21 protein-coding genes are annotated in these 23,648 nt (G+C 38.3%); 11 read left to right on the forward strand and 10 right to left on the reverse strand.

Annotated elements, in window-relative coordinates:
* Positions 1–124 precede the first annotated feature (124 nt).
* Complete coding sequence (locus H5088_RS13285) at positions 125–985, reverse strand: mechanosensitive ion channel family protein (RefSeq protein WP_182753212.1); 861 nt, start codon at positions 983–985, stop codon at positions 125–127.
* A 196-nt stretch (positions 986–1,181) separates the two neighbouring features.
* Between H5088_RS13285 and H5088_RS13290 the strand changes: the two genes are divergently transcribed.
* The 5 genes from H5088_RS13290 to H5088_RS13310 all read left to right on the forward strand — a co-directional run bounded on the left by H5088_RS13290 (position 1,182) and on the right by H5088_RS13310 (position 7,078).
* Positions 1,182–1,388 carry a hypothetical protein gene (locus tag H5088_RS13290; RefSeq protein ID WP_002958182.1) on the forward strand — a complete coding sequence of 69 codons (207 nt, stop codon included), beginning with the start codon at positions 1,182–1,184 and terminating at the stop codon, positions 1,386–1,388.
* 213 nt (positions 1,389–1,601) lie between these two features.
* Positions 1,602–3,737 (forward strand): M3 family metallopeptidase, encoded by a 2,136-nt coding sequence (locus H5088_RS13295; RefSeq protein WP_182753215.1) that lies wholly within the window; start codon positions 1,602–1,604, stop codon positions 3,735–3,737.
* A gap of 114 nt (positions 3,738–3,851) precedes the next feature.
* Entirely contained in the window at positions 3,852–4,703 is an 852-nt protein-coding gene (locus H5088_RS13300; RefSeq protein ID WP_024597044.1) for a carboxylate/amino acid/amine transporter, read from the forward strand.
* A gap of 69 nt (positions 4,704–4,772) precedes the next feature.
* The gene (locus H5088_RS13305; protein WP_182753217.1) at positions 4,773–6,098 is read left to right on the forward strand and encodes a glycerophosphodiester phosphodiesterase family protein; all 1,326 of its coding nucleotides are present in this window, start codon (positions 4,773–4,775) and stop codon (positions 6,096–6,098) included.
* Between the two features lie 245 nt (positions 6,099–6,343).
* A complete protein-coding gene (locus H5088_RS13310; RefSeq protein ID WP_182753219.1) occupies positions 6,344–7,078 on the forward strand; it encodes a dienelactone hydrolase family protein in 735 nt (244 codons plus the stop codon).
* A gap of 19 nt (positions 7,079–7,097) precedes the next feature.
* Here H5088_RS13310 and H5088_RS13315 read toward each other — a convergent pair whose 3' ends face one another.
* Positions 7,098–8,021: a LysR family transcriptional regulator gene (locus H5088_RS13315; protein ID WP_024597041.1), complete on the reverse strand. Its 924-nt coding sequence runs from the start codon at positions 8,019–8,021 to the stop codon at positions 7,098–7,100.
* A 157-nt stretch (positions 8,022–8,178) separates the two neighbouring features.
* Between H5088_RS13315 and H5088_RS13320 the strand changes: the two genes are divergently transcribed.
* The 5 genes from H5088_RS13320 (at position 8,179) to H5088_RS13340 (ending at position 14,589) form a co-directional block, all read left to right on the forward strand.
* On the forward strand, positions 8,179–8,862 hold the full coding sequence (locus H5088_RS13320; protein ID WP_024597040.1) for a type 1 glutamine amidotransferase domain-containing protein: 684 nt from the start codon (positions 8,179–8,181) through the stop codon (positions 8,860–8,862).
* 116 nt (positions 8,863–8,978) lie between these two features.
* Entirely contained in the window at positions 8,979–9,560 is a 582-nt protein-coding gene (locus H5088_RS13325) for a rhomboid family intramembrane serine protease (protein WP_182753221.1), read from the forward strand.
* A 103-nt stretch (positions 9,561–9,663) separates the two neighbouring features.
* Positions 9,664–10,509, forward strand: a complete 846-nt coding sequence (gene yghU, locus H5088_RS13330) for a glutathione-dependent disulfide-bond oxidoreductase (RefSeq protein WP_024597039.1) — start codon at positions 9,664–9,666, stop codon at positions 10,507–10,509.
* A 259-nt stretch (positions 10,510–10,768) separates the two neighbouring features.
* Positions 10,769–12,709: an EAL domain-containing protein gene (locus H5088_RS13335; protein WP_182753223.1), complete on the forward strand. Its 1,941-nt coding sequence runs from the start codon at positions 10,769–10,771 to the stop codon at positions 12,707–12,709.
* 500 nt (positions 12,710–13,209) lie between these two features.
* Positions 13,210–14,589: a VCBS repeat-containing protein gene (locus H5088_RS13340; protein ID WP_182753225.1), complete on the forward strand. Its 1,380-nt coding sequence runs from the start codon at positions 13,210–13,212 to the stop codon at positions 14,587–14,589.
* 88 nt (positions 14,590–14,677) lie between these two features.
* Here the strand turns inward: H5088_RS13340 and H5088_RS13345 are convergent, their stop codons facing one another.
* Entirely contained in the window at positions 14,678–15,133 is a 456-nt protein-coding gene (locus H5088_RS13345; protein WP_024603529.1) for a hypothetical protein, read from the reverse strand.
* 12 nt (positions 15,134–15,145) lie between these two features.
* Positions 15,146–15,421 carry an EF-hand domain-containing protein gene (locus tag H5088_RS13350; RefSeq protein ID WP_182196862.1) on the reverse strand — a complete coding sequence of 92 codons (276 nt, stop codon included), beginning with the start codon at positions 15,419–15,421 and terminating at the stop codon, positions 15,146–15,148.
* Positions 15,422–15,723: 302 nt separating this feature from the next.
* Here H5088_RS13350 and H5088_RS13355 point away from each other — a divergent pair, with 302 nt between their 5' ends.
* Positions 15,724–16,581, forward strand: a complete 858-nt coding sequence (locus tag H5088_RS13355; RefSeq protein ID WP_182196864.1) for a PA4780 family RIO1-like protein kinase — start codon at positions 15,724–15,726, stop codon at positions 16,579–16,581.
* 24 nt (positions 16,582–16,605) lie between these two features.
* Here the strand turns inward: H5088_RS13355 and H5088_RS13360 are convergent, their stop codons facing one another.
* From H5088_RS13360 to H5088_RS13385, 6 genes are all read right to left on the reverse strand, one after another.
* Positions 16,606–17,280, reverse strand: a complete 675-nt coding sequence (locus H5088_RS13360; RefSeq protein WP_182695987.1) for a response regulator — start codon at positions 17,278–17,280, stop codon at positions 16,606–16,608.
* A 38-nt stretch (positions 17,281–17,318) separates the two neighbouring features.
* Entirely contained in the window at positions 17,319–18,764 is a 1,446-nt protein-coding gene (locus tag H5088_RS13365; RefSeq protein ID WP_182753227.1) for an ATP-binding protein, read from the reverse strand.
* Positions 18,764–19,294 (reverse strand): hypothetical protein, encoded by a 531-nt coding sequence (locus H5088_RS13370; protein WP_024597033.1) that lies wholly within the window; start codon positions 19,292–19,294, stop codon positions 18,764–18,766. The genes H5088_RS13365 and H5088_RS13370 overlap by 1 nt, the downstream gene beginning before the upstream one ends.
* A 9-nt stretch (positions 19,295–19,303) precedes the next feature.
* Positions 19,304–20,959, reverse strand: coding sequence for a YHYH protein (locus tag H5088_RS13375; protein ID WP_182753266.1), 1,656 nt, complete (start codon positions 20,957–20,959; stop codon positions 19,304–19,306).
* A gap of 79 nt (positions 20,960–21,038) precedes the next feature.
* The gene (locus H5088_RS13380) at positions 21,039–22,964 is read right to left on the reverse strand and encodes a S9 family peptidase (protein ID WP_182753229.1); all 1,926 of its coding nucleotides are present in this window, start codon (positions 22,962–22,964) and stop codon (positions 21,039–21,041) included.
* A gap of 43 nt (positions 22,965–23,007) precedes the next feature.
* A complete protein-coding gene (locus H5088_RS13385) occupies positions 23,008–23,616 on the reverse strand; it encodes a flavin reductase family protein (RefSeq protein ID WP_182753231.1) in 609 nt (202 codons plus the stop codon).
* Positions 23,617–23,648: the final 32 nt, after the last annotated feature.

Consider the following 23,648-nt stretch of genomic DNA (forward strand, 5'->3'; position numbering starts at 1 on the left):
ATGTCCTTTATTGAAGATCGCGAAGTAAAGTAGGAAAAATGGATTGCTTTACATATTAACCCAAAATAGAAACGTTGTGGTTACTCATAAAAAAGTCACCCGCAAGCGACTTTTTTTATTAGAACTACGACCTTTTAAAAGCAATTTCACCATCTATATGAATATCGCGCTGTGGAAACGCAATCACTACATCATGCTCTTCAAATACAGCATAAATACTAAAACGAATATCACTGCGCACTTTTCTAAGCGTGGTTTCAGACTCGGCGCATACCCAAAAAATAGCATTAAATACAAGCGAGCTATCTGCAAAGTCATCAAATAACACCGATGACTTTGGATTAACCAATATTGCATCATGATCATCAAGCACTTGCTGGATAAGCTTTTTAACCAGTATAACGTCTGAACCATACGCAACGCCGACACTGACCGATGAGCGTGCATTGCCATCTATCAGCGTCCAGTTTGTTACTGTATTTTCGAGCAATTGAGAATTAGGTATAAGCATATGTACGCCGTCATTTCGGCGAATACGTGTAGAACGCGTATTAATAGTTTCAACTACGCCCTTTGCGTTACCTACCTCTAAAAAGTCACCAATGCGAATTGGACGTTCCCACATCAATATCCAACCGCTGATAAAGTTATTAATAATGTTTTGTGCACCAAAACCTACACCAATAGCAATCGCACCGGATACAAAAGCAAATGCCGTAAGCGGGATGCTGAGTACTTCAAGCGATGTAAAAATTAAAATTGCGATACTTAAAATAAAGTAAATGCGAGTAAACAAATGCACTGCATCTTGGCTTATTTTTTTAGCGAGTAATGTTTTTTTAATAAGCTTGCCAATACGTGTGACTACAAACCACATAGCAAACAATATAAGTGGCACTTGAATTACTTTTGCTACCGTAATATTCACATCGTTATAAGTGAATATTACAAAGGCTAAGTATTGATTAATTTGTTCGAGGGTCATAAGTGTTCCCAATATTTTTTTTGATTGTTATTTGTTCACTAAAAATAAGTGTGGTTCAGTTTTCGCTAAGCTTAGCACGTCATAATATAACTAAAACGCGAAGTTAATAAGTTCAATATGAATTTTATAAACAATTTATTAACTCTTTATTGCACCGAGTGCTATATAAATAGTGTACAAGCACTGGAGATCACATATGACACAACTTACTCTAAATCAAAGACTCGCTACTTTGCAGCCGCAGGTAGATTTAAAATTGTTTGAAAGCAGCCTCGATTACCGAAATAAAGTTTTGTGCTTGCTGGCCGAACAAGAGCAAACTCTAGCAACTATTAATAAAGAGTTTGGGCAGCAATCTAATAGCTTTGGCTCAGAGAAAAAATTTGTTTTAGGTTATAACTAACCCCCTCTCAAGCACACAATCGTATAATTAAGTAGCTTTAACGTTTAATTTTAGAGCTACTTTTACCCACCTTAATACTAATTATTAGCTAATTTGCGTTCAAATCCCCCTTAATACCGATAAACTTTATTGTATAAACCCACAAATTTGATAAGTTAACTAGGTTTTTCGACTCGCAAAGCCTATTTCGGCTAATCTTTTTATGGAGTTATTATGCGTAAAACCCTGATCGCCACTACTATTGCTAGTGCCCTAATCCTATCGGCTTGTTCTTCTAACGAACCTCAAGACATGGCAAAAGAGAGCGCAGCACAAGTGCAAGACATGAACGCAAACAATGTTTTATTCAAACCAAGCCCATTACAATACATGGCACCTGAGTTTGATAAGTTTGGTACAAAAGACTACGAAGCCGGCTTTGATGCTGGTATTGCTCAGCATACTGCGCAAATACAAGCTATTGCTAACAACCCAGCTCCTGCAACTTTTAAAAATACATTAGTTGAAATGGAAATGTCTGGCGAGCTACTAAACCGTGTATCAGCTGCTTTTTATAACCTTTCAGGTTTGATTTCTGATGACGAATACCAACGTATAAGTAAAAAAATGGCGCCGGTATTATCTGCTCACTCTGACGACATTTACTTAAATGGTGCATTATTCAAGCGCGTACAAACTATTTACGACAACAAAGACTCGCTTAATGCTGAAGATCAACGCCTTGTGGATTTTTACTATAAGCAATTTGTAAAAGCAGGCGCTAAATTAAATGACGCTGAAAAAGCAAAAATGCGTGAAATCAACTCACAACTTGCAGAGCTTTCTACTGCGTTTTCTCAAAACATTTTAAAATCGTTTAAAGAAGATGTCATTGTCGTTACCGATAAATCTAAACTTGCTGGCCTTTCTGAAGGTGAAATTGCAGGTCTTGCGGCCGCTGCTAAAAAAGCAGGTAAAGACGGCTACATGATCACGCTAGTAAATACGACTCAACAGCCAATTTTATCAAGCCTTGAAAACCGCGACCTTCGTGAGCAAATATTTAAAGCCTCTGCTAACCGTGCAGCAAAAACTAACGGCCCAATTATTATTGAAGAAACCAACCTACGCGCTCAAAAAGCGGAGCTACTAGGGTTTAAAGATTGGGCATCGTATGTAATGACTTCGCGTATGGCACAAACAACTGACAACGTGTACGGCATTTTAGATGACCTAGCACCAAAAGCAGTTGAAAAAGCTAAAATTGAAGCTGCTGCTATTCAAAAAGTAATTAACGATTCAGGTGAAAGCTTTGAGCTTAAACCATGGGATTGGGCTTTTTACGCAGAAAAAGTACGTGCTGAAAAGTACGACTTAGATCCTGCCCTTGTTAAGCCTTACTTTGAAATGGATTCTGTAATTCACGATGGTTTATTCTTTGCAATGAACAAGCTATATGGTATTACATTTAAAGAGCGTAAAGACTTACCGGTTTATCATGAAGATGTTACAGCCTACGAAGTATTTAACGCTGACGGCAGCGCCATCGGTTTATTTTACTTAGACCCATACGCACGTGAAGGTAAGCGTGGCGGTGCATGGATGAGCGCTTACGTAAGTCAAAGCGGCTTAAAAGGCACTAAACCTGTAATTTACAATGCCCAAAACATTCCAAAACCTGCTGAAGGCGAGCCAACGTTAATGACGTTTGACGAAGTGTCAACTATGTTCCATGAGTTTGGTCATGCGGCGCACGGTTTATTCTCTGACGTTAAATACCCAAGCTTAGCGGGTACTGCTACAGCGCGTGACTTTGTTGAGTTTCCGTCGCAAGCGAATGAAGATTGGATGATTGAACCTACGGTACTTGCTAACTACGCCAAACACTACAAAACAGGTGAGCCAATTCCACAAGCTTTACTTGATAAAGTACTTGCATCGCAAAAATTCAACCAAGGTTTTGGTACCACTGAATATTTAGCAGCTGCTTTACTTGATATGGAATGGCACTCGTTTGGCTCAGATAAAAAAATTACTGATGTTCAAAAGTTTGAAAGCGATGCGCTAAAAGCACACGGTATTGATTACTACCCTGTACCACCGCGTTATAAATCAAACTACTTTAGCCATACATTTGCCGGTGGTTACTCTGCGGGTTACTACGCATACCTTTGGACTGAAGTATTTGCAGCCGATGCCTTTGCACACATGGAAAACAACGGCGGCTTAACACGTAAAAATGGTGATAAGTTCCGTAAAGAAATCCTATCTAAAGGTAACAGCCGCGACTTAATGCAAAGCTACATTGAGTTTAGAGGTCAAAAACCAACTACCGACGCATTACTTAAGCGCCGTGGTTTAGTTGAGTAAATAACTTAATTTATTAAGCTCACTTTTATAAAAGCCCGCTTGCGGGCTTTTATTGTTTATACCCTCACATATAACAGATAAACTTAGCTCAATATTTATTAAAAGATGATGGTTATGCAGTACTTATTTGCAGTCACTTTGCTTTGGGCGTTTTCGTTTAGTTTAATTGGTGTGTATTTAGCAGGCCAAGTTGACGCTTGGTTTAGCGTATTAATACGCATAGCACTGGCAACACTGATTTTTTTACCTTTTTTAAAGCTCAAACAAACGCCTAAACCTTTAGCCTTAAAGCTTATGCTGATTGGCGCTATACAACTTGGTGTTATGTATAGCTTTTACTACCACTCATTTTTATTTTTAACCGTTCCCGAAGTGCTGCTATTTACTGTAATGACTCCTTTGTACATTACCCTGCTAAATGATGTATTGAACAGACGCTTTAACCCACGCTTTTTTATAGTCGCACTTATTGCTGTAATCGGTGCAATTACTATTCGTTACGAAAACCTAAATAGCGATTTCATAATCGGCTTATTAATCGTTCAAGGGGCGAATATAAGTTTTGCTGTAGGCCAAGTTACCTACAAACGCTTAATGAATAACAATCAGCTTGATGACAAAGCCGTATTTGGATGGTTTTTTATAGGCGCACTTATTATTGCCACAATTTGCTATGCATTATTTGGTAACTCAAACAAATTACCAACCACTTTCACACAGTGGGGCATACTAATTTATTTAGGGTTGGTTGCATCAGGACTTGGTTACTTTATGTGGAATAAAGGCGCAACCCTTGTCAACGTAGGTGCTTTGGCAGTTATGAATAACTTGCTTATCCCAGCTGGGATTATAATTAACGTGCTGATCTGGAACCGAGATGCCGATATAGTTCGGTTAAGTATTGGGGCTGCTATAATGTTAGGTGCATTATTGGTCAATCAAATGCTTAATAAAAAAGTAAATTAATAAGCTTGTAGCAAAATTGTCATTAATAATCATTAAGGTAGTACAAATTTTACTTTTTAAGGATAAACAATGAAACGTATTACCTTACTTACAAGCTGTATATTGTTAGCCACACTTGCAGGCTGCGACGATGATGTAGAAATAGTAGAAAAAGAAGTGGTTGTTACCAACACCGAAGTGGAAATTGTTGAAGTACCTACGCCCATTGTTGTAGAGGTTGCTGAAGGAGTAAATATTCAGCTAGGGGCTCGCCCTGACTATTTAATTAACGATATGGCTCAAAGCACACTAAAAACAAAATTAGAGTCATGCAGCGAAGGTCCTTTTTACCGCACCGATTTTTCTATTGGTCATCGCGGTGCATCAATGCAATACCCAGAACATACTAAAGAAGCCTACATTGCGGCAGCGAGAATGGGCGCTGGCATTGTTGAATGCGATGTTACATTTACAAACGACAAAGAGCTTGTTTGTCGCCACTCTCAATGCGATTTACATACCACAACTAATATTTTAGCTATTCCTGAACTTGCAGCTAAATGCAGTGTGCCATTTACACCAGCCGACCCTGCTAATGGTATTGCCGCATCAGCTAAATGTTGTACCAGCGATATAAGCTTAGCGGAGTTTTTAACCCTTGAAGGTAAAATGGATGGTGCAAACACTAATGCAACGACCGTTGCCGATTACATGGATGGCACACCAAGTTGGCGCACTGATTTATATGCCACCAACGGCACATTGATGACCCATAAACAAAGCATTGCACTGTTTAATGAGCTAGGTGTAAAAATGACACCAGAGCTAAAATCGCCACAAGTAAGTATGCCATTTGATGGAATGACGCAAGAACAATATGCGCAAAAAATGCTAGACGAGTACACGCAAATGGGTGTGCCAGCCTCAAAAGTTTATCCGCAATCATTTAACCTTGAAGACGTAAAATACTGGATTAACAATAACCCTGACTTTGCAGATAAAAGCGTTTACCTAGATGGACGTGACAGTGAAGCCGGATTTGATCCAAGTAACCCACAAACATGGCAACCGGGTATGGATGAGTTAGTGGCTGATGGGGTGAAAATTTTAGCTCCTCCAATTTGGATGATGCTAACAATAGATAGCGAAAGTAATATTGTGCCATCGCAATACGCTATTGACGCAAAAGCAGCAGGTTTAAAGCTTATTGCATGGAGCCTTGAGCGCTCGGGCCCGCTTAATGAAGGTGGAGGTTATTACTATCAATCAATTGCTGATGTTATAGATAACGATGGCGACATGATGACAGTAGTCGACGTACTCGCAAAGGACGTGGGGGTAATGGGTATTTTTTCAGATTGGCCGGCTACGGTAAGTTACTACGCCAGTTGTAATAAAATGCCTGCAAGTATTTAATACCAATCTGCTTATATATGGGGTCTGTTTAACGTTAAGAAAATTACGCTAGAACTAGGCAAAAATTTTTTTATCTAGTTGTTCTAAATAAAAAATTTTTAACGACGTTGTAGTGAAATTTAATTCGTTAAATTGATCAAAGATTTATGCAGGTTGGTATAAATACTCAACGACAAAAGTCGTATATTTTATCGCGCTCAGTTACCATATCAGCATATATAATTTTATTTTACTGAGCGCTTTTTATGATAATCCAACAACATAATGCTGACTTGCCAACACCGACAGGTTTAATGCGAACAACTGTATATCGCCCTCAAGCGCAAGGACAGTTCCCTGCTATCATTTTTTATTCTGAAATATTTCAGCAAACTGCCCCCATCGCACGCAGCGCAGCTATTTTAGCAAGCCATGGCTTTGTAGTGTTAGTGCCTGAAGTGTTTCATGAGTTAAACCCTATAGGCACTGTGCTTGCTTATGATGATACAGGTAAAGACAAAGGCAATGCCGACAAGTGGGCAAAGCCACTTGAGCACCACGACAGTGACACACAAACTATGATCGACTTCATTAGATTACAAAGCTATTGCACAGGCTCCGTCGGCGCAATGGGCGTATGTATTGGCGGTCACTTAGCTTACAGAGCGGCACTGAATCCTGAAATTAATGCGGCTTTTTGTTTATACGCAACTGATATTCACAGCGACACATTGCCTGCGCAACCTGGAAATAACTCATTCGAGCGTATGGCTGATATACAAGGCGAAATTCACTTTATATGGGGCAAACAAGACCCGCATGTGCCAAAAGAAGGCCGCGCTAAAATATACCAGCAATGCGTAAGCACAGGCATCAATTACCAGTGGCAGGAAGTTAACGCACAGCATGCCTTTATGCGTGATGAAGGTGAGCGATACGATGCAGCCCTTGCGATAAATATGTATCAACAAGCGGTGGCATTATTTAGCCGAACTTTATAAATGCTGTAAAAACTACTCATTAAGTACTTTTCAGCATACCTAAAGCGGTATGCTGTTTTACAAAGTATGCTTTTAAGTAATCAATAAACAATCGTAGCTTTTTAGAGCCCGCAGCCCCTGGCGGAAATACCCCGTAAAGCTCAATATCTTTGCTTTTATAATCATCTAATATTATTTCAAGCAGTCCAGCTTGCACTTTTGGCCACGCATCGTAAAGCGGAATACGCCCAATGCCATGCCCTGCTTCAACAAAAGCAGTACGAGCAGCGGCATTATTGGTGCTTAAGGCGCCTTGCATTGTAATATCGTGTTTTTTGCCATCTTTTTGAAGTGTTAATGTTTTACTGCCCAATTGATAAACGACCCATTGGTGCTCTGCTAGCTCTAAAGGCGTTTTAGGTTTACCAAAATGTGCAAAGTATTCAGGCGCGCCACAAATACAAGTGCTCATTGTAGTCAGCTTGGTTGCCTGCAAGTTGGAGTCACTCAGTGCCACGCCCCTAATTGCAAAATCAAACCCATTTTTAATAATATCAACCACATCGTCAGTAAGCTGTAAGTCTATTTGAATTTTAGGGTATTGGCGCTTAAACGTATTTATTGCAGGCACAATTAACTGCATTCCCACATTTACTGGGCAACTAATTTTAAGTAAACCTTGTGGCTCGCTCTTTATATTTTCTATTTGCTGATTAGCCGCATTAGCTTGTTCGGTAATTATTCTACAACGCTCATAATAAGCTATGCCTGCTTCAGTGAGCGCCATGGTACGGGTTGAGCGATTTAGTAAAGTAACTTCAAGCTGCGTTTCTAATTTTTTTAAATGATAACTTGCAACTGCTCGCGTAAGCCCTAGCTGTTTGGCAGCAGCGGTTAAGCTGCCCTGCTCTACAATTTGTGCAAATACAACCATGCTCTTTAACTGCTCAAACGACACTTTCATAAATGCTCCGTAGTGTGTTTTAAATTCAACCTTTTTATTGTATCAATTATTAAACCAATAAAGTTAAATTTATCATCGTTGTTTAAAGCAGTGTTAGTGCATATAGTAATTTGTAAGCAAGATAAACTAATTCAAATCATCAGAAGGAATATATTCAATGTCTAAAAAAGTACTTATGGTTCTTACATCTCACGCAGAACTTGGTAACACTGGCGAAAAAACAGGTTTTTGGGTAGAAGAATTTGCAGCCCCTTATTACGCCTTCGTTGATGCAGGCGTTGAAGTAACATTAGCGTCTCCAGCTGGCGGCCAACCACCCATTGATCCGACAAGTACACTTGCCGATTTTCAAACAGATGCAACAAAACGTTACGACGCCGATAGCGCGGCGCAAACATTAATGGCAAACACTAAAGTGTTGAGTGAAGTAAAATCTAGCGATTTTGACGCTGTATTTTACCCAGGCGGTCACGGTCCATTATGGGACTTGGTTGACAACACAGATTCAATCTCTCTTATCGAAAGCTTTGTAAAAGAGCAAAAACCTGTTGCTGCGGTATGTCATGCAAGTGCTGCATTTTTAAATGTTAAAGATGCCGATGGCAATGCACTAGTAGCGGGTAAAAAAGTAACTGGTTTTACTAACTCTGAAGAAGCTGCAGTGCAACTTACCGATATCGTGCCATTTTTAGTTGAAGACGAGCTAATTAAAAAAGGTGGCGATTATCAAAAAACTGACGACTGGGGTGTATTAGCACTAGAAGACGGTTTAGTAATTACCGGCCAAAACCCAGCAAGCTCTGAACTTGCTGCAAAAAAACTATTAACTAAATTAGGTTAATAGTGAGTAATAATTAAAATTAAGCACAGCATTTAATGCTGTGCTTTTTTAATTGCTTTTCATTAGCAAATACAATTCCTATACTGGCAACTCTTAAAGTCAATTAGGGCGATTATATGGCAACCAAGCCAACCACACTGTCATTACTAACAAGTACCCGTTTCGCAATATTTAGTATTGTTGTTATTTGCTTCGTACTACAGGTGATCAATAGTCTACCTGGCATAAATATTAATGGTTTAGGCATATATCCACGCAGTACCCAAGGATTAATTGGCATACTATGCGCACCTTTTTTACATGGTAGCTGGTGGCACTTTGCCAGTAATATGATTCCATTTGTAGTATTAAGTTGGCTAATTTGCCAGTACAGCGTAAAACGTTTTTATAACGTATTTATTTTTACAGCTCTAGTCGGTGGGCTCTTAGTTTGGGCATTTGGGCGCAGTAACATACATGTTGGTTTAAGCGGTGTTATATATGGTTTATGGGGCTTTATTCTATGCTACGGCTTAGTAAGACGCTCATTAAAATCAATTATAATTGCAGTTGTAGTAGCTATACTTTATAGCGGTTTTATATGGGGTGTTTTACCTCAGCGCTATCATGTATCGTTTGAAAGCCATTTATTTGGAGCGCTAAGCGGGTTGTTTTTAGGTTATAGATTAGCAAAAGCCGATAAATTAAAAGGTCGGTAAATTAAAAGGTCGGTAAATTAAATATTTAGGGCCTTTAATTAATTTTTTATGGCCACATTTATGAGTAAGTATTAAACATTTCCATTTAACATTGAGGTTATTTATGAGCGATCAAAACGAATACACGCCACCAAAAGTATGGACGTGGGAAAGTGAAAGTGGCGGTAAATTTGCCAGCATTAACCGCCCAATTGCAGGCGCGACTCATGACAAAACTCTACCTATTGGCGAGCACGCATTTCAGCTTTATTCTCTTGCTACGCCAAATGGCCAAAAAGCTACAATCATGTTTGAAGAGCTTTTACAGCTTGGTTGCACCGATGCAGACTATGACGCATATTTAATAAACATAGGTGATGGCGATCAGTTTGGATCTGACTTTGTTGATATTAATCCAAACTCAAAAATCCCAGCGCTAATGGATCATTCAACTACCCCACCTACTCGCGTTTTTGAATCAGGTTCTATTTTACAGTATTTGGCTGAAAAATTTGATGTACTCATCCCTAAGGATTTAAAAGCTAAAACGCAGTGTCGTAACTGGCTATTTTGGCAAATGGGCTCAGCGCCATACTTAGGTGGTGGGTTTGGTCACTTTTATAGTTACGCACCAAGTAAAATGCAATACCCTATTGATCGTTTTACTATGGAAACTAAACGCCAACTTGACGTGTTAAATCGTCATTTAAGCGAAAATGAATACATGGCGGGTGATGAATACTCAATTGCCGATATTGCAATTTGGCCCTGGTATGGCTCGCTTGTTTTAGGCGACTTATATGACGCAGCTGAATTTTTAGATGTTGCCTCATACACTCATGTTGTTCGTTGGGCAAAACAAGTTGCTGATCGCCCTGCTGTAAAGCGCGGCCGCCGCGTAAATCGCACATGGGGCCCTGAAGAAGATCAAATGGCAGAGCGCCATAACGATAGTGATTTCGAAGGCTAAATCTACTAAACAGCAAGTAAAGTCGTTAACACTTTAACCTGCTTAATAATTTTAAGGCTCATAATGATTATTTATTATGAGCCTTTTTACTGTACTAGCTTTTTTTTTTGCTTTCATAAACTATATTTATTCCTATACTCAGGATTAGAGCCTAACTAATCGATGTTTAATACGCTTTTGTTCATCTGGAATATTTGCAGTATTTCTTGAACGTTTCTCCATCGCTAGTTGGAGTGACTTTTGTATAAGGTTTTACTTAGTGCCATATAAAAATCTAAATAGTGAAGAACGCAGAGAATCCGTTAAAATTTTATACTCTAATGCCATCTCTGGCATTACCATTTCGATTGTAGTCAGTTTTATATTAGTGTTTGCTTTTGATTTAAATAACCAGAAAATATCCTACGAAAAAAGTATTTGGCTAAGCATTATGGTTGTCTTATTAGCAGCTCGCGCTATTGATGTAATATGGTTTTATAAAACCAAAAAGGATAGCCCGCTATTTAATGCTGACACATACTCAAAAAGATTTTCAACCGGGTGTATTTTAACTGCGCTATCGTGGTGTGGGTATGCACTTTGGTTTCATAGCACCTCATCAGCAATAGAGACGACAACCACGATTGCTATTTTATCTGCCTTTGCAGGAGGCTCTGCAAATCTGCTTTCAGGAAGTCGAGTAACCGCTGTACTCTATAGCATTATTTTACTGGCGCCCTACTCTTTTTTATTAACCTTTTCTAACGAAAACTACAACTCTGTCCTCGGTATTTTAGGCCTAGCATTTACTGCTATTATGGTAGCTTCATCGTACAAATCAGCCACATTTACACACAGCGCAATCAAGCTCAAAAACCAAAACAGAGAGCTGCTTAATGAAATGGAAAACAAGGTTGAGCAACGCACAGAAGAAATTTACCACCTGTCTAATACCGATCCACTTACAAATCTATTAAACCGAACCGCATTTTTAAAAAATGCAAACAGACAACTAGCAGACAACCCTCAAGAACCCTTTGCTTTATTATTTGTAGATTTAGATGGGTTTAAACAAATAAATGATTCGTTGGGTCATAAAGTAGGCGATAAAGTATTAAAAGAAATAGCACGAAGAATTAGTAATGTATGCAATCAACAGCTATTTAAATGCCGATGGGGCGGGGATGAGTTTTTAATTTTAGCAACGTATCAAAAACAAGCTGAGCTTATCGAGTTTGCAGATAAAGTACTACAAAGCATTGGTGCCGAGCATGAAACATATAAATATCAAAAATGGGTATCTGCAACTATTGGTATTGCCATGTATCCTGAGCACGGGAGTGATTTTAATACTTTAATTCGCTCTGCTGATACTGCAATGTATCACCAAAAACGCATCGCGAAAGGTAATATCAATATTTATAACGATTCACTCAAATTAATACAAGAAAGGGAGTATCTTTTGAGTCAACGCCTAGCCAGTGCCATAGAAGAAAATAGTTTAAGGCTAGTATTTCAACCAATTGTTGATAGCAAAACCTCAAAAGTAACCTCTTTTGAATCATTATTACGCTGGCAACTAGATGGTGAAAATATTTTCCCTGATGAATTTATAGCTATTGCCGAGCAATACGGTTTAATAACCGAGTTAGGTATTTGGGTAATAGAACAGGCATGTATACAAGCAACAAAATTAAGTCACTTACAACCACAAATTGCTATAAGCGTAAACGTATCGGTTATTCAGCTACAAGATCCTGATTTTGTATCTAAGGTATTAAAAATAGTAAATCGCCACCTGGTAGAACCTAAAAACCTACACATAGAAATTACTGAGTCAGTATTTGCCGAGGATAAACTCACATTTTTGACAGCCGTTAAAGCACTACAAAAACAAGGCTTTTGTATTTCAATTGATGATTTTGGTACAGGCTACTCATCACTATCAAGCATGCTTGATATTGGTGTCGATATAGTAAAAATAGACAGAAGCTTTATTCAAAATATGGATAAAAGAGGGTTAAGTATTATTCATGCAATTGTACAAATGGCCTCTACTTTAGATTTTATTGTTGTTGCAGAAGGCGTTGAAACTATTGAGCAAGCAAACACACTCACTAAAATTGGTGTATCTCACCTACAAGGTTATTACTTTTCAAAACCGATGGAAGTAGGTTTTGTAGATGCTTATTTAAATGAGCAAAATAAGCGATGTAGTTAATAACCAAACACTTCTAAAAGCGCTTAGCTACCATATGAGTTATGCGCTACCTTTCTTATTAGGGCCTGTTTATTTTTTGAGGTTGAATTTGCAGTAGACTGTTTGGTATTTAAGCAAGGCAGAGCCTATGAAGTGTGGTTATTAACCATACATAGTTGATAACGTAGTATTAATGCCAAACATGCGCTGCCCAAAGGTTCTGCCAAGGGAGATAGACTCTTTGTTACTAGGTTACAAACCTCGCGCCGCGATTAAATCGTCCTTGGATTGAACAAATTTCAATCCTTAAAGGTCAGCAGGCCCTCCCTAAAACATAATCTTACAATTACTTACACCCAGTACATAGTAATTAGCGTAGGCTAAATATAATCCAACTTACATATGTATATTACGTTTAAACGAAAAAGCCCCAGCGCTGGATAGTACGTAAAATTATGCGCTGACGCTGCTTAAATAATAAAAACTTTAACGATACAACTAAATATAAAAAAGGAATTTGCATGATAAAACCACTTTGCTATTCACTCATCACTTTACTTACCCCCATAAGCGTTATAGCTCAAACAATGGCAATAAAAACAACGGATGAATTAGTATCAACCGATTCAGAGATTTTATTTGCATATAATAAAGAATCAAAACAATTAGAAGCCATCAATTTACTTACATCACTTAGTAGTGAACTTGCTTTACCAAAAAACGCCATCGGGTTTGATGTGGCAACACTTGCTAACATCACCGATAAACAAGCACTCGTACTAACAAGTGATGGCGTATATAAAGCCCAAGCAGGTAAACCAACATTGTTGTTTAATTATGAGTCGGTTCTAAATCAATTAAAAATAGATAAATTTGAAAAAGTAGACTTTGTTTTCGATGCTAACAACGACGGTCTAAGCGATATTTTTATCCCTGGATTAGCAAGCAGTACTTTATACATTCAAAATAAAGATGGCAGCTTTAAGCCTAACAAATTTAAACAAACGCCTAAGTATGAAGGCCGCTTTTCAGGAAAAGGGCTTTCTTTAGAAGTTAATATTAACAATAAACCTGTCGTTATCGATTTTAACCACGACGGATTAAACGACCTGGTTTTTTCAAATGACTTTGGAGCAGATGTACTACTTGCTAATTCAGAGGGCTTTGAGAAAAAGCTCACCTCAATTGATTTTAGCATTGAGCTCGGCGAGCTAAGCAATGGCGAGACTCGCAAAATAAAGCAAATTATTGATATTAATAACGACGGATTTCTAGATTTTACAACCAGACAGTTTAAGCCAACACAAGGTATGGATTCGTTAGATATAAAAATAGCACATACTTTGTACCTAGGGAGTGCTAAAGGTTTTGCTAATACGCCCATTACCTTATTTGAAACACAGGGCCCTAGTGAGTTATTGCTCAAAACTGATTTTAATAATGATGGCTTAATTGATTTACAAAAAATGGACTTAGATATTGGCTTAGGTACTATCGCCTCTATGGCATTAGGCGGTGGCAGTACTGATGTAGATGTAGAAATGAATCTTTATAAGCAGCAACCCGACGGCTCATTTGCCAATAAATCGAGTATTGAACTTGATTTAGAAATGGAAGTGGGGATGAATGGCGATGAATCAGAACCGGCTCTCTATTTAGGTGACATTAACGGCGATAGCTATATTGATGCGGTATACAAATACAGTAAAAAAACGCTGTATATTTATTATGGAGAGCAAGACTCACTGCTAAATGATAAACGCAAAAAATTAAAGCTAACGCTGCCTAAAAATAATAAAGATATTCTTCTGGTAGATATAAACCAAGACGGTAAAAAAGATTTTGTATTTAAATTTACCGAAGAAGATGGCACCAGCAAAATAGAAACACGATTAAATTAAGCCAATAAAAAAGCCCAACAGAATTAACCGTTGGGCTTTGGACTTAAGACTTTCGAGTAACAGTCAGCTTTACTCTAAGTAATAACACCTAAGCAGTTACATTTAGCAGTGAATCGCCTTCACTTAAACCAAACTTCTCTTGCACTGATGCAAGGATTGATTCTTTATCTTCATCAGACAACTGGTTTGAATACTCAGTTAAGAGCTCATCTAAGTAGCTCACTACCTCGTCTGTATCGACTGATTCTAATGAGTTTTGTGGCGGTGGCGGCGGTCTTTGACCTTCTGCTCTTCCTGCATCACCAATGCTTTTAGCATCAAACTCGAGTTCGCCCATTAAATCAGCAAGCTCTTTTGTTGGTTCAATACCTTGTTCTTTAAATGCAGCTTGAATACTTTGCGCATCGTCGCTAGTTAAGTTTTCTGCATCAAACTGTGCAAGCGTTTCTTTAACAAAATCACTTTGCTCTGTTGTTAATTTTGCAGCTTGACTACTTTGTTGCGGCACAAAACTCACAGAGCTGCTGCCAATATTATTAATCATTTTAGTATCCTTTCAACGTTCACGACGAGGTGGTTTATGATCGCTAAGCTCTTGTTCAGTAATTTCGCCATTACCATCGGCATCTATAGAATCAAAAATTGTTTGTGCATCACCGTGCGGCGGTTTTTTAGCACTAAACTCTTCAAAGCTAATTACGCCATCACCATCAGTATCAATAGTTGAAAAGTCAGGTTTTTCAGGAGGATTGTCACCGCCTCGAGCAGCTACATTAGCTGAAAAAGCAATAGATAATATTGCCACAGTGGCAAGAGTTGAAAAATGCTTCATAGTAATAACCTCGTATTTAAGAATTAAACTAAGATTACGCTTTAAAAACGCAAACAATGTGCAAATAATGAGGAAGTAATAAATTATTTTTAATAAAAACTGATGATTCAAAAAAAGTTCTGGTTGATTGCTTTGCAATCAATATATAAGCTAATAAAATAATACGATTAATTACTCTCTGGCAGTAGTGTTACTGCCCTTAATTCTCAAAGCTGATATACTGCTTGAGCCAATTAAACAAACAAATACAGAGCACTTTCATAAATAATGATTAATAACCAACCCTACTTAGCAGGCAATCTGTGAAAATACCTAAACGCCTACAACCTCTTGTTGATGATGGCCTTATTGACGAAGTAATAAGCCGACTAATGAGCGGTAAAGAAGCCGATGTATTTATTGTGCGTTGTGGTGAACATATTCGCTGTGCGAAAGTGTATAAAGATGCGGTTAAACGTAGTTTTAAAAAAGCGGCACAATATCAAGAAGGCCGAAAAGTACGTGGTGGACGCCAAGCGCGTGCAATGGGTAAACGCTCTAGCTATGGCCGCCAATTAGAAGAAGAAATTTGGCAAAATGCCGAAGTTGATGCGTTATCTCGTTTAGCTAGCGTGGGTGTACGCGTTCCTGATACTTACTTTTGTATTGATGGCGTGCTGCTTATGGAGCTCGTCTCTGATGAAGATGGTAACGTAGCCCCTCAACTAGGACATGTCGTTTTTAGTGAAGAGCAAGCGATTGAGCAGTATAAACTCATGATACATTACATTAAGCTTATGCTTTGCGCTGGTATAATACACGGTGATTTATCTGAGTTTAATGTACTTGTAGATAATAACGGCCCTGTAATTATAGATTTACCGCAAGCCGTTAACGCTTCAGCTAATAACAGTGCACAAGCTATGTTTGCACGCGATGTAAATAACATACGCCGCTACTATGGTGAATTTGCGCCAAGCATACTAAAAACTCAATACGCTAAAGAAATGTGGGCACTATTTGAAGAGGCCAATTTAACGCCTAATTCAACGCTTACAGGTGAATTTGAAGACAGCGACGAACTTGCTGATGTAGATTCTATTCTTGATGAAATTCAAGCTGCCGAATACGAAGAGTTTGACCGTTTAGAGCGAATTAAAAATGCTGACGACGATGAGTAACTCATCGTCATAGCTCATTCCACCTTACTGTGGATGCACAAACCGGTAGCCAACACCATAAACAGACTGGATAACACTTTCAGTTTGTGTCACTTCATCTAGTTTTTTACGCAACTTTTTAATATGGCTATCAATAGTACGGTGGCTCACAATACGCTGATCGGCGTACATAGTGTCCATTAAGCTATCGCGCGAATAAATACGATTTGGGTTGTTAAACAAAGGTTTAAATAGTTGAAATTCAAAGTTCGTCAATTCTATACTGTTTGATTTAAATTTTACGCTGTAGCTGCTTTCGTCAAGCTTCATTGTTGACTCTGTAACGTCACTTGCGTTATTTAATCGCCTTAAAATAGCTTTTACACGTGCCACCAGCTCAGCATAACTAAACGGCTTACAAATATAATCATCTGCACCTAATTCCAGCCCAAGCAGCCTATCTATTTCTTCTACTTTTGCCGATACCATAATAATAGGCACGTTTGAAAAGCGCCTAATTGCTTTACACAGTTCAATACCACTTTGCCCTGGTAACATTATGTCTAGCAAGATTACACTCGGCCTGTTAATTTCAAGCCAAGGTAATACTTCATTCCCGTGATGTATTTGATGAGTAATAAAGTGATGGCTGCTTAAAAAGTCACTCATTAAGTTAGCTAGCTTTACTTCATCTTCCACAATTAGTATTTGTTCACTCATAGGCATCTCTGTAAGTAACCTTAACTTTATTTTATAAGCTAAATAGTTGGCAATCTAATAATAATAGCAAGGCCGCCTAAGCTGGCTTTTTCTGCAGCTATTTCACCTTTATGACCTTTAACTATATGCTGGCAAATAGATAAACCTAAGCCAGAACCGCCCTCTTGGCGATTACGCGAACTATCTACTCGGTATAAATATTCAAATAAATGCGATAAATGCGACTGCTCTACACCGACACCATTATCTTCGATTATAAGCTCTAAATAAGTTTGCCCTTTAATGCTTATATTATTAGCCGTTAAAGAAATAGTTGTACATTGTGCATAATGTACTGCGTTCATTAAAATATTATCGAGTAGCTGCAAAAGGCGTGTTTTATCTGCTTGTACAGTTATGTGTTTAGCGCTATTTAGTAGGTATATTTTTATATTATGTTGTTCAAGCAAAACCTGATACTTTTGCTCAATAGTATTTAATAATAACGCCATATCAGTAGGTTGCATAGTGTAGTGCATACCTCCTAACTCTGCGCTATTGAGCATATGCAAGTCGTCTATTAAGCGTTTTAAATGCAAAGCTTCATCGTTAGCCGAACTTATATTTTTTGCGTTCGGTTCTCGTATACCAAGTAGCATAGCTTCAAGTTCACCGAGTAAAATACTCATTGGCGTCCTAAGCTCATGAGAAATATTAGCAAGCCAACGCTTACGTACTTGCTCATCTTTAGCGAGTGTAAATGCAAGCGTATTAAAATCTTCGCTCAACTGTCCTAGCTCGTCTTTTCGCTCAAGTTTGAGTTTGGTCTCGTAATTACCTTGCGTTAAGCGATGCATACCGTTAGCAATTTGCTTTACAGGGCTTACTAGGTGACGAGACAATAAAAAAGTAACCATTAATGTTAGCAATACCGCAGCTAAAGCAATAAACCATAAGTAGTTAGTTTGCTGCTGTAAAAAATCAAGCTCATAGCCATCAACCAAGCTATCTCTTTTAGAAACTGCTAAGTAACCCACTATTTTATCGTTAACAATAATTGGGGTTGTTATATATTTTAAATCGCTGAGGTATCTACCCACTACTCGCTGTTTATTTTCGTCAAGCAAAGCGTAGTGAGCAATATTTTCTGGCGGTGGGCGGCGATCTTCCTCTAAACGAATATGATCTGGCGGCGGTGGTCGCATCACTCGCCCACGCGGACCTGGGCCTTCTTGTGGCCTAGGCAAAAACTGGCTATTTTCTAATTGCGATTCAACACGTTTTCTAAAGCTTTCGCCATTGCCGACAACATGCTCCCATGAGGGTGTTTGTTCGTATTGCTTTGCAAATTGCACAACAAGTGGTTCAAGCGCTTTCACCTCTTTTGCATTAACAAAATCAATTACGCCTTGCCCTATGCTCCACTGTATAAGAACCACAAGCCCTGCAATAACACTAAAGGTAAAACTAAATAGTATTAAAAAAAGTTTATTATGAATTTTCATTAATGCGTGTTTTCAACCTTGCTAGGAAAGCTCTCAAATCGGTATGTTATAAACTCTTTGGTTTGGTCGTTAACATACAGCGTAGCAACTATTTTTTTACCTTGAGCGGTCCAATACATATGACCATGATTATTTAAAGTAACCGATACGGTATTTATACCAGTTTTAAATAAGTTAGCAGGTAAATGCAACGCTTGTCCGTAAATTCGCTGTATTTTAACCCCATTAATGTATAAATGAGCATGACCTTGTAAAAAACCGGTGTCTTGGTTTGTTGTCACGCCCATCATTTGTTGCATGTTCATCGTGCCCTCTGGCGGCACAGACAAATCATAACGCTGTGTATCTAAAATTAAGTTATAACCCGACATACTATCTTTTAATAACTTAAGGCTTAATGCCGGGATTGGCGTGTCATTTGGCACAGCTATAGGCATATGGCTATGATCCATCATTTCCTGCTGCGCAAAGAGCTTGAAGCTCAATAGCGCAGCAGTAGTTAGGATCAATGCGTATTTAAAATAACGCATAGTTACTCCTTACATTCCCGGTGGTGGACCCATTGTTTCGCCAGTATCACAGCGACCAATTGAATTAGCGGCTAATTGACCTTTAAAACGAGGCCCTATTTGATAAGGAAAAGAAGGCTGTAATTTACCATCACTGTCTAACGTTAGTGTTATATGGTAGTGATAACCCTTACCATCATTAGTATCGTGGCCGTTATGCTCATCTAATTGAGCACCGGTTACTGTTTTTTGCGCATAGTAATAATCTTCAAAGTAATAACCATCGTCGGCATTCAATGTATTACCAGAGAGCGTCGTCACTTGTGCGCCAATAGCAGGGCCTGCATCACTTGTTTGTGTACCTTGGCTAACATCGTATTGATCAACTAAGGTACAGCTTCGCTCACCCTCAGTACCACAACCCCCTTCACTTGTAGGTGCACCGTAATCTCGCATTTCCCAGCCACTTAATGCTAGTTGTCCGTTACTTTCATAAGGACCATAAAGCGGATAGCCATCAGCTGCAAACCCATAGATAGGTGAATGCGCATCGCCATCATCTTCAAGTAAATCAGCTAAGCAACTCGTATAAAAATGGTGATGATATTCACCGTTAGCAGCATGTCCGCCACACACATCAACATCATATTGCTCAGCAATGGGCGCTAATGTATACCAAATATTATTTCCGTAGCTCATACCATCGCCCCAGTTAAATATACTGGTGCCATTAACCATTAAGCCAACTGTACCTAAACCTGTTTCGCAAGTTTCAGCGTCAGATAAATCGGTAGGTGTTAGCGGAAAATACGCTTCAACCGCTTGTTCTGTTGGGCAACCCGGTCCTGGAGGCCAATAACCTGCACCGCCTGTGTCATCACAGTTTTCAGTGCTGCTGTTATAGCCAATATCTTCACCAAAGGAAATGGTTTGCCCTACTGCTGCAGAAGTTACACCGTTATAAAAATCGGTAGCTGCACGCGGGCGGTTATTTAACGCGTCTACTTGGTCTTGTGTAAGCGTTACATCATATTTAGGAATGTCAGTAGTTTGCACATACATGTATTCAACGTCAGCATCTTCCTCAGTAACGCTAACAACCTCAACTGATTGAACATCTTCAACCACTGCACCATTATTTTGTATGTATGTAGAAGTTGTATCGTTGTTAATTAACCAGCTGGTAAGTTTTGCACTATTATCAACTGTATCTGAGTCTGATGAAGCAATCACATTAACTATAACTGTATCTACAACGACATCGTTTGTGCCATCATCTGCAATGATCTCAAATACAAGTGCTTCATCGGTTAAAACTTCAGGTGCAACAAACTCTGTAGACGTTGCAGTACTTGAAGATAAACTAACGGTAGTGCCTGATGTTTGCGACCAACTAACCGATACTTCACCGTCATCTTCAACCGTTGAACTTAAATAAACGGTATCGCCCGCATTAACAGTTTGGTCAATACCAGCATCAACCGTTGGAACACTATTACTGACTGTATCGCCGTCTGTTGCAGTACTTGTTGAATCGCTATTACATGCGCTTAAAGCGATACAAAGCGCACTTAACGCAAATAACTTAGTTGCATTAGCGGCTTTTGTTTTAAGAAGTGTTTTCAATGCTTGAACCTTTACTTTAACGTTTAATAAAACAAAGTTAACAAGTAAAAGTGCAAACAATGTGCACAAACAAAGGAAGATTGTGATCAAAAAAGACAACCTAAGTTGTCTTTTTGCTATTTAACTGGAGTCTGGCTATTTATTTTTTCAAATGTTTATCAAAAAAGTCTAAAAATGCCTGAAGAGTTTTAACTCTGTGTTCTTGATAAGATAAGTAATGATCGCCATCCTCAAGCTCAATATAAGTAACATCTTTTGCTTCATCATCAAGTTCATCCTGCATTTCTCTACTATGATAAACAGGTACCACACTGTCGTCAGTTCCATGTACAAGCAATATTGGTCTTGTTATTTTTTTAGCAAAATTCACTGGAGAATTAGCTTCTAGTAAATCATCATCAGTTCCAAACTGCTTTCTAACGATATTTTTGTTTGTAAAGTGTCGTGCTTTACTCACTAAATACTGTAAATCACTTACCCCAGCAAAACTAGCTGCACATTTAAACGTTTCTGGGTGCTTAATTACAGCCATTAACGCTGCATAGCCACCATAGCTAGCACCACCAATACAAATGCTATCTGCTTGTGCTATTCCTTGGTCAATTAACCAGTTTGCACCGTCTTGCAAGTCATCTTGCATAGCCAAACCAAAACCTTGAATTGACTGCATTAAAAAGTCGTGCCCATAGCCACTCGAACCACGGAAATTAGGCTGTAAAACAGCATATCCGTTATAGGCTAATAAAGCTGTCCAGTAATCAAAATTAGCATAATCCCTTGCCATGGGGCCGCCATGTGGAAATATAATTGTTGGTAACTTATCACCTTCTTTATATTCTACTGGTAGAGTTAGATAGCCTTCTATTTTCAAGCCATCTCTTGCCTTGTAGCTAATGCGCTTTTTGCCTCTGTATACAGAGGCATCTATTTGCGGATAAACATCAGCAATTGCACTCACCTGCTTTTTTACTCTATCCCCAAATAAATAACTACCCGACGTTTTGTCTGAGCTGATATAGAGTATATATTTTTGCTGATCTTTACTGGTACTTACAATGTCTAATTTATATTCATCTTTAGGGAGCGATACGCGCAAAGAACGATGTAATTTATCTAAGTCTTTATCCCAATATTTAATACCATCATCTAAATGTGAATCAGTAAAGCCTGCAACTTCGCCAGTTTGTTGTGAATAAAAAATAGACCCATCAAAATCATATTTACTATTACTGTAAATTAGCTCGCGAGCTTTAGTCGTTAAATTGAGTTTAAATAATGCATCGCGCCCTTCATGTAACGCAGTGATGTATAAAAAATTAGAGTCTTTATCAAACCCTAATATAGAAATACTTTGCTTACTAAAAACCTCATAATCAAATAAAGTTTCCCACGACTGTTTATTCTCATCAAAATAATCGTAAGTAAATTGCGTATCGTCCATTTTTTTTGCAATACGAACTTTACCTTGCCTGTCGGCAAACCAAGTAACAACATTACTGCGTGGCCTTTGGATTTGGGTCTTACGTAATGTGGTTAAATCTAACTCATAAACTGCTGGGGTATTTGCTATTTGAAAATCCCCTTGAACTAAAATTTTATTCTCTTTTTCAGGTAAAAAACTAACAATTCGGTCTGAAAATTGTGGCTGGATTTCATCTCTTACTGTGTTGGCTTTAAAAGCTAATTTAAGACCTTTATCATTTTTAAAGTTATACGCATACATAAGCGTTGATGTATATTTGACTCCGCCAAACTGATATTTTATATAGCGAGCACCCAGTAATAGTACGTCATCATTTGCCCAGTTATACCAATCAAAAAACACTGTATGGTTATTTGAGTTTATAATTGGTGTAGTAACCCCCGTCTCCAAGTTTTTAACCATTAAGATTAAAGTCCCTTGATGGTTTCTTACAAAAGCGAGGTTCTTACCATTGGGAGATAGCTTCACTTGGCTAAAATCTTTTAAGCCTGCAAAAACTTCTATAGGTAGTTTTTTATCTTGTGTGGCAAAAGAGCCAAAACTTTGCAAAGCAATTAACAAAGTGAAAATGAACTTAAACATTCGTAAATCCTTTTATTATTGTACTCCTAAGTAAACGATTATTTCACAACTGTGGCCTTTTAAGCAAAAACTTATCTTTGGTTGTACTAAAGTAATCGCCGCCCATTTTGCCCACTGCATTTAATAATTCAGGGTCAATATAGCCACCACTCATCACTTCACCGTCTATACAAATACCCACTACATCCAGCAACATCATTTTTCCGCCACCAGGCTCATTTGAAATACTAATAACTTCGCGTAATTTACATTCAAACCGTACTTTTGAATCGGCAACGCTTGGTGCATTTACTAACTTACTTGGAGCTTGGGCAATGTTAGCTGCATCAAATTCGCTTATATCACTAGGATAATTTGCACAACTTTGGTTCATTTTTTCAACTAGCTCTTGGCTGACAATATTAACCACACATTCTTTAGTTGCCATTAGATTACTGAGCGTATCTTTATTCGTTTTATCACTAGGGTTTACTTGCGTAACACTTAAAACAGCTGGCTTGCAACTAGCCACAGTAAAAAATGAATAAGGCGCAATATTTGCAATACCTTCGCTATTTAATGTACTTATCCATGCGATAGGCCGTGGGCTGATACCGCCTACTAAGTAAGAGTAAACATTTTGATTGGTATTTTCGGTGAGATCTAAAAACATATTTTTTCAACTAAATAAGAATATCAACATGC

It is taken from the genome of Pseudoalteromonas sp. SR43-3 (assembly GCF_014163875.1).
In the GTDB taxonomy this organism is placed as follows: domain Bacteria; phylum Pseudomonadota; class Gammaproteobacteria; order Enterobacterales; family Alteromonadaceae; genus Pseudoalteromonas; species Pseudoalteromonas distincta.

What these genes read in the sequence shown, in the direction of transcription:
- H5088_RS13285 (WP_182753212.1), bottom strand. Translation starts at nt 985, where the DNA reads ATGACCCTCGAACAAATTAATCAATACTTAGCCTTTGTAATATTCACT.
- H5088_RS13290 (WP_002958182.1), top strand. Translation starts at nt 1,182, where the DNA reads ATGACACAACTTACTCTAAATCAAAGACTCGCTACTTTGCAGCCGCAG.
- H5088_RS13295 (WP_182753215.1), top strand. Translation starts at nt 1,602, where the DNA reads ATGCGTAAAACCCTGATCGCCACTACTATTGCTAGTGCCCTAATCCTA.
- H5088_RS13300 (WP_024597044.1), top strand. Translation starts at nt 3,852, where the DNA reads ATGCAGTACTTATTTGCAGTCACTTTGCTTTGGGCGTTTTCGTTTAGT.
- H5088_RS13305 (WP_182753217.1), top strand. Translation starts at nt 4,773, where the DNA reads ATGAAACGTATTACCTTACTTACAAGCTGTATATTGTTAGCCACACTT.
- H5088_RS13310 (WP_182753219.1), top strand. Translation starts at nt 6,344, where the DNA reads ATGATAATCCAACAACATAATGCTGACTTGCCAACACCGACAGGTTTA.
- H5088_RS13315 (WP_024597041.1), bottom strand. Translation starts at nt 8,021, where the DNA reads ATGAAAGTGTCGTTTGAGCAGTTAAAGAGCATGGTTGTATTTGCACAA.
- H5088_RS13320 (WP_024597040.1), top strand. Translation starts at nt 8,179, where the DNA reads ATGTCTAAAAAAGTACTTATGGTTCTTACATCTCACGCAGAACTTGGT.
- H5088_RS13325 (WP_182753221.1), top strand. Translation starts at nt 8,979, where the DNA reads ATGGCAACCAAGCCAACCACACTGTCATTACTAACAAGTACCCGTTTC.
- yghU (WP_024597039.1), top strand. Translation starts at nt 9,664, where the DNA reads ATGAGCGATCAAAACGAATACACGCCACCAAAAGTATGGACGTGGGAA.
- H5088_RS13340 (WP_182753225.1), top strand. Translation starts at nt 13,210, where the DNA reads ATGATAAAACCACTTTGCTATTCACTCATCACTTTACTTACCCCCATA.
- H5088_RS13345 (WP_024603529.1), bottom strand. Translation starts at nt 15,133, where the DNA reads ATGATTAATAATATTGGCAGCAGCTCTGTGAGTTTTGTGCCGCAACAA.
- H5088_RS13350 (WP_182196862.1), bottom strand. Translation starts at nt 15,421, where the DNA reads ATGAAGCATTTTTCAACTCTTGCCACTGTGGCAATATTATCTATTGCT.
- H5088_RS13360 (WP_182695987.1), bottom strand. Translation starts at nt 17,280, where the DNA reads ATGAGTGAACAAATACTAATTGTGGAAGATGAAGTAAAGCTAGCTAAC.
- H5088_RS13365 (WP_182753227.1), bottom strand. Translation starts at nt 18,764, where the DNA reads ATGAAAATTCATAATAAACTTTTTTTAATACTATTTAGTTTTACCTTT.
- H5088_RS13370 (WP_024597033.1), bottom strand. Translation starts at nt 19,294, where the DNA reads ATGCGTTATTTTAAATACGCATTGATCCTAACTACTGCTGCGCTATTG.
- H5088_RS13380 (WP_182753229.1), bottom strand. Translation starts at nt 22,964, where the DNA reads ATGTTTAAGTTCATTTTCACTTTGTTAATTGCTTTGCAAAGTTTTGGC.
- H5088_RS13385 (WP_182753231.1), bottom strand. Translation starts at nt 23,616, where the DNA reads ATGTTTTTAGATCTCACCGAAAATACCAATCAAAATGTTTACTCTTAC.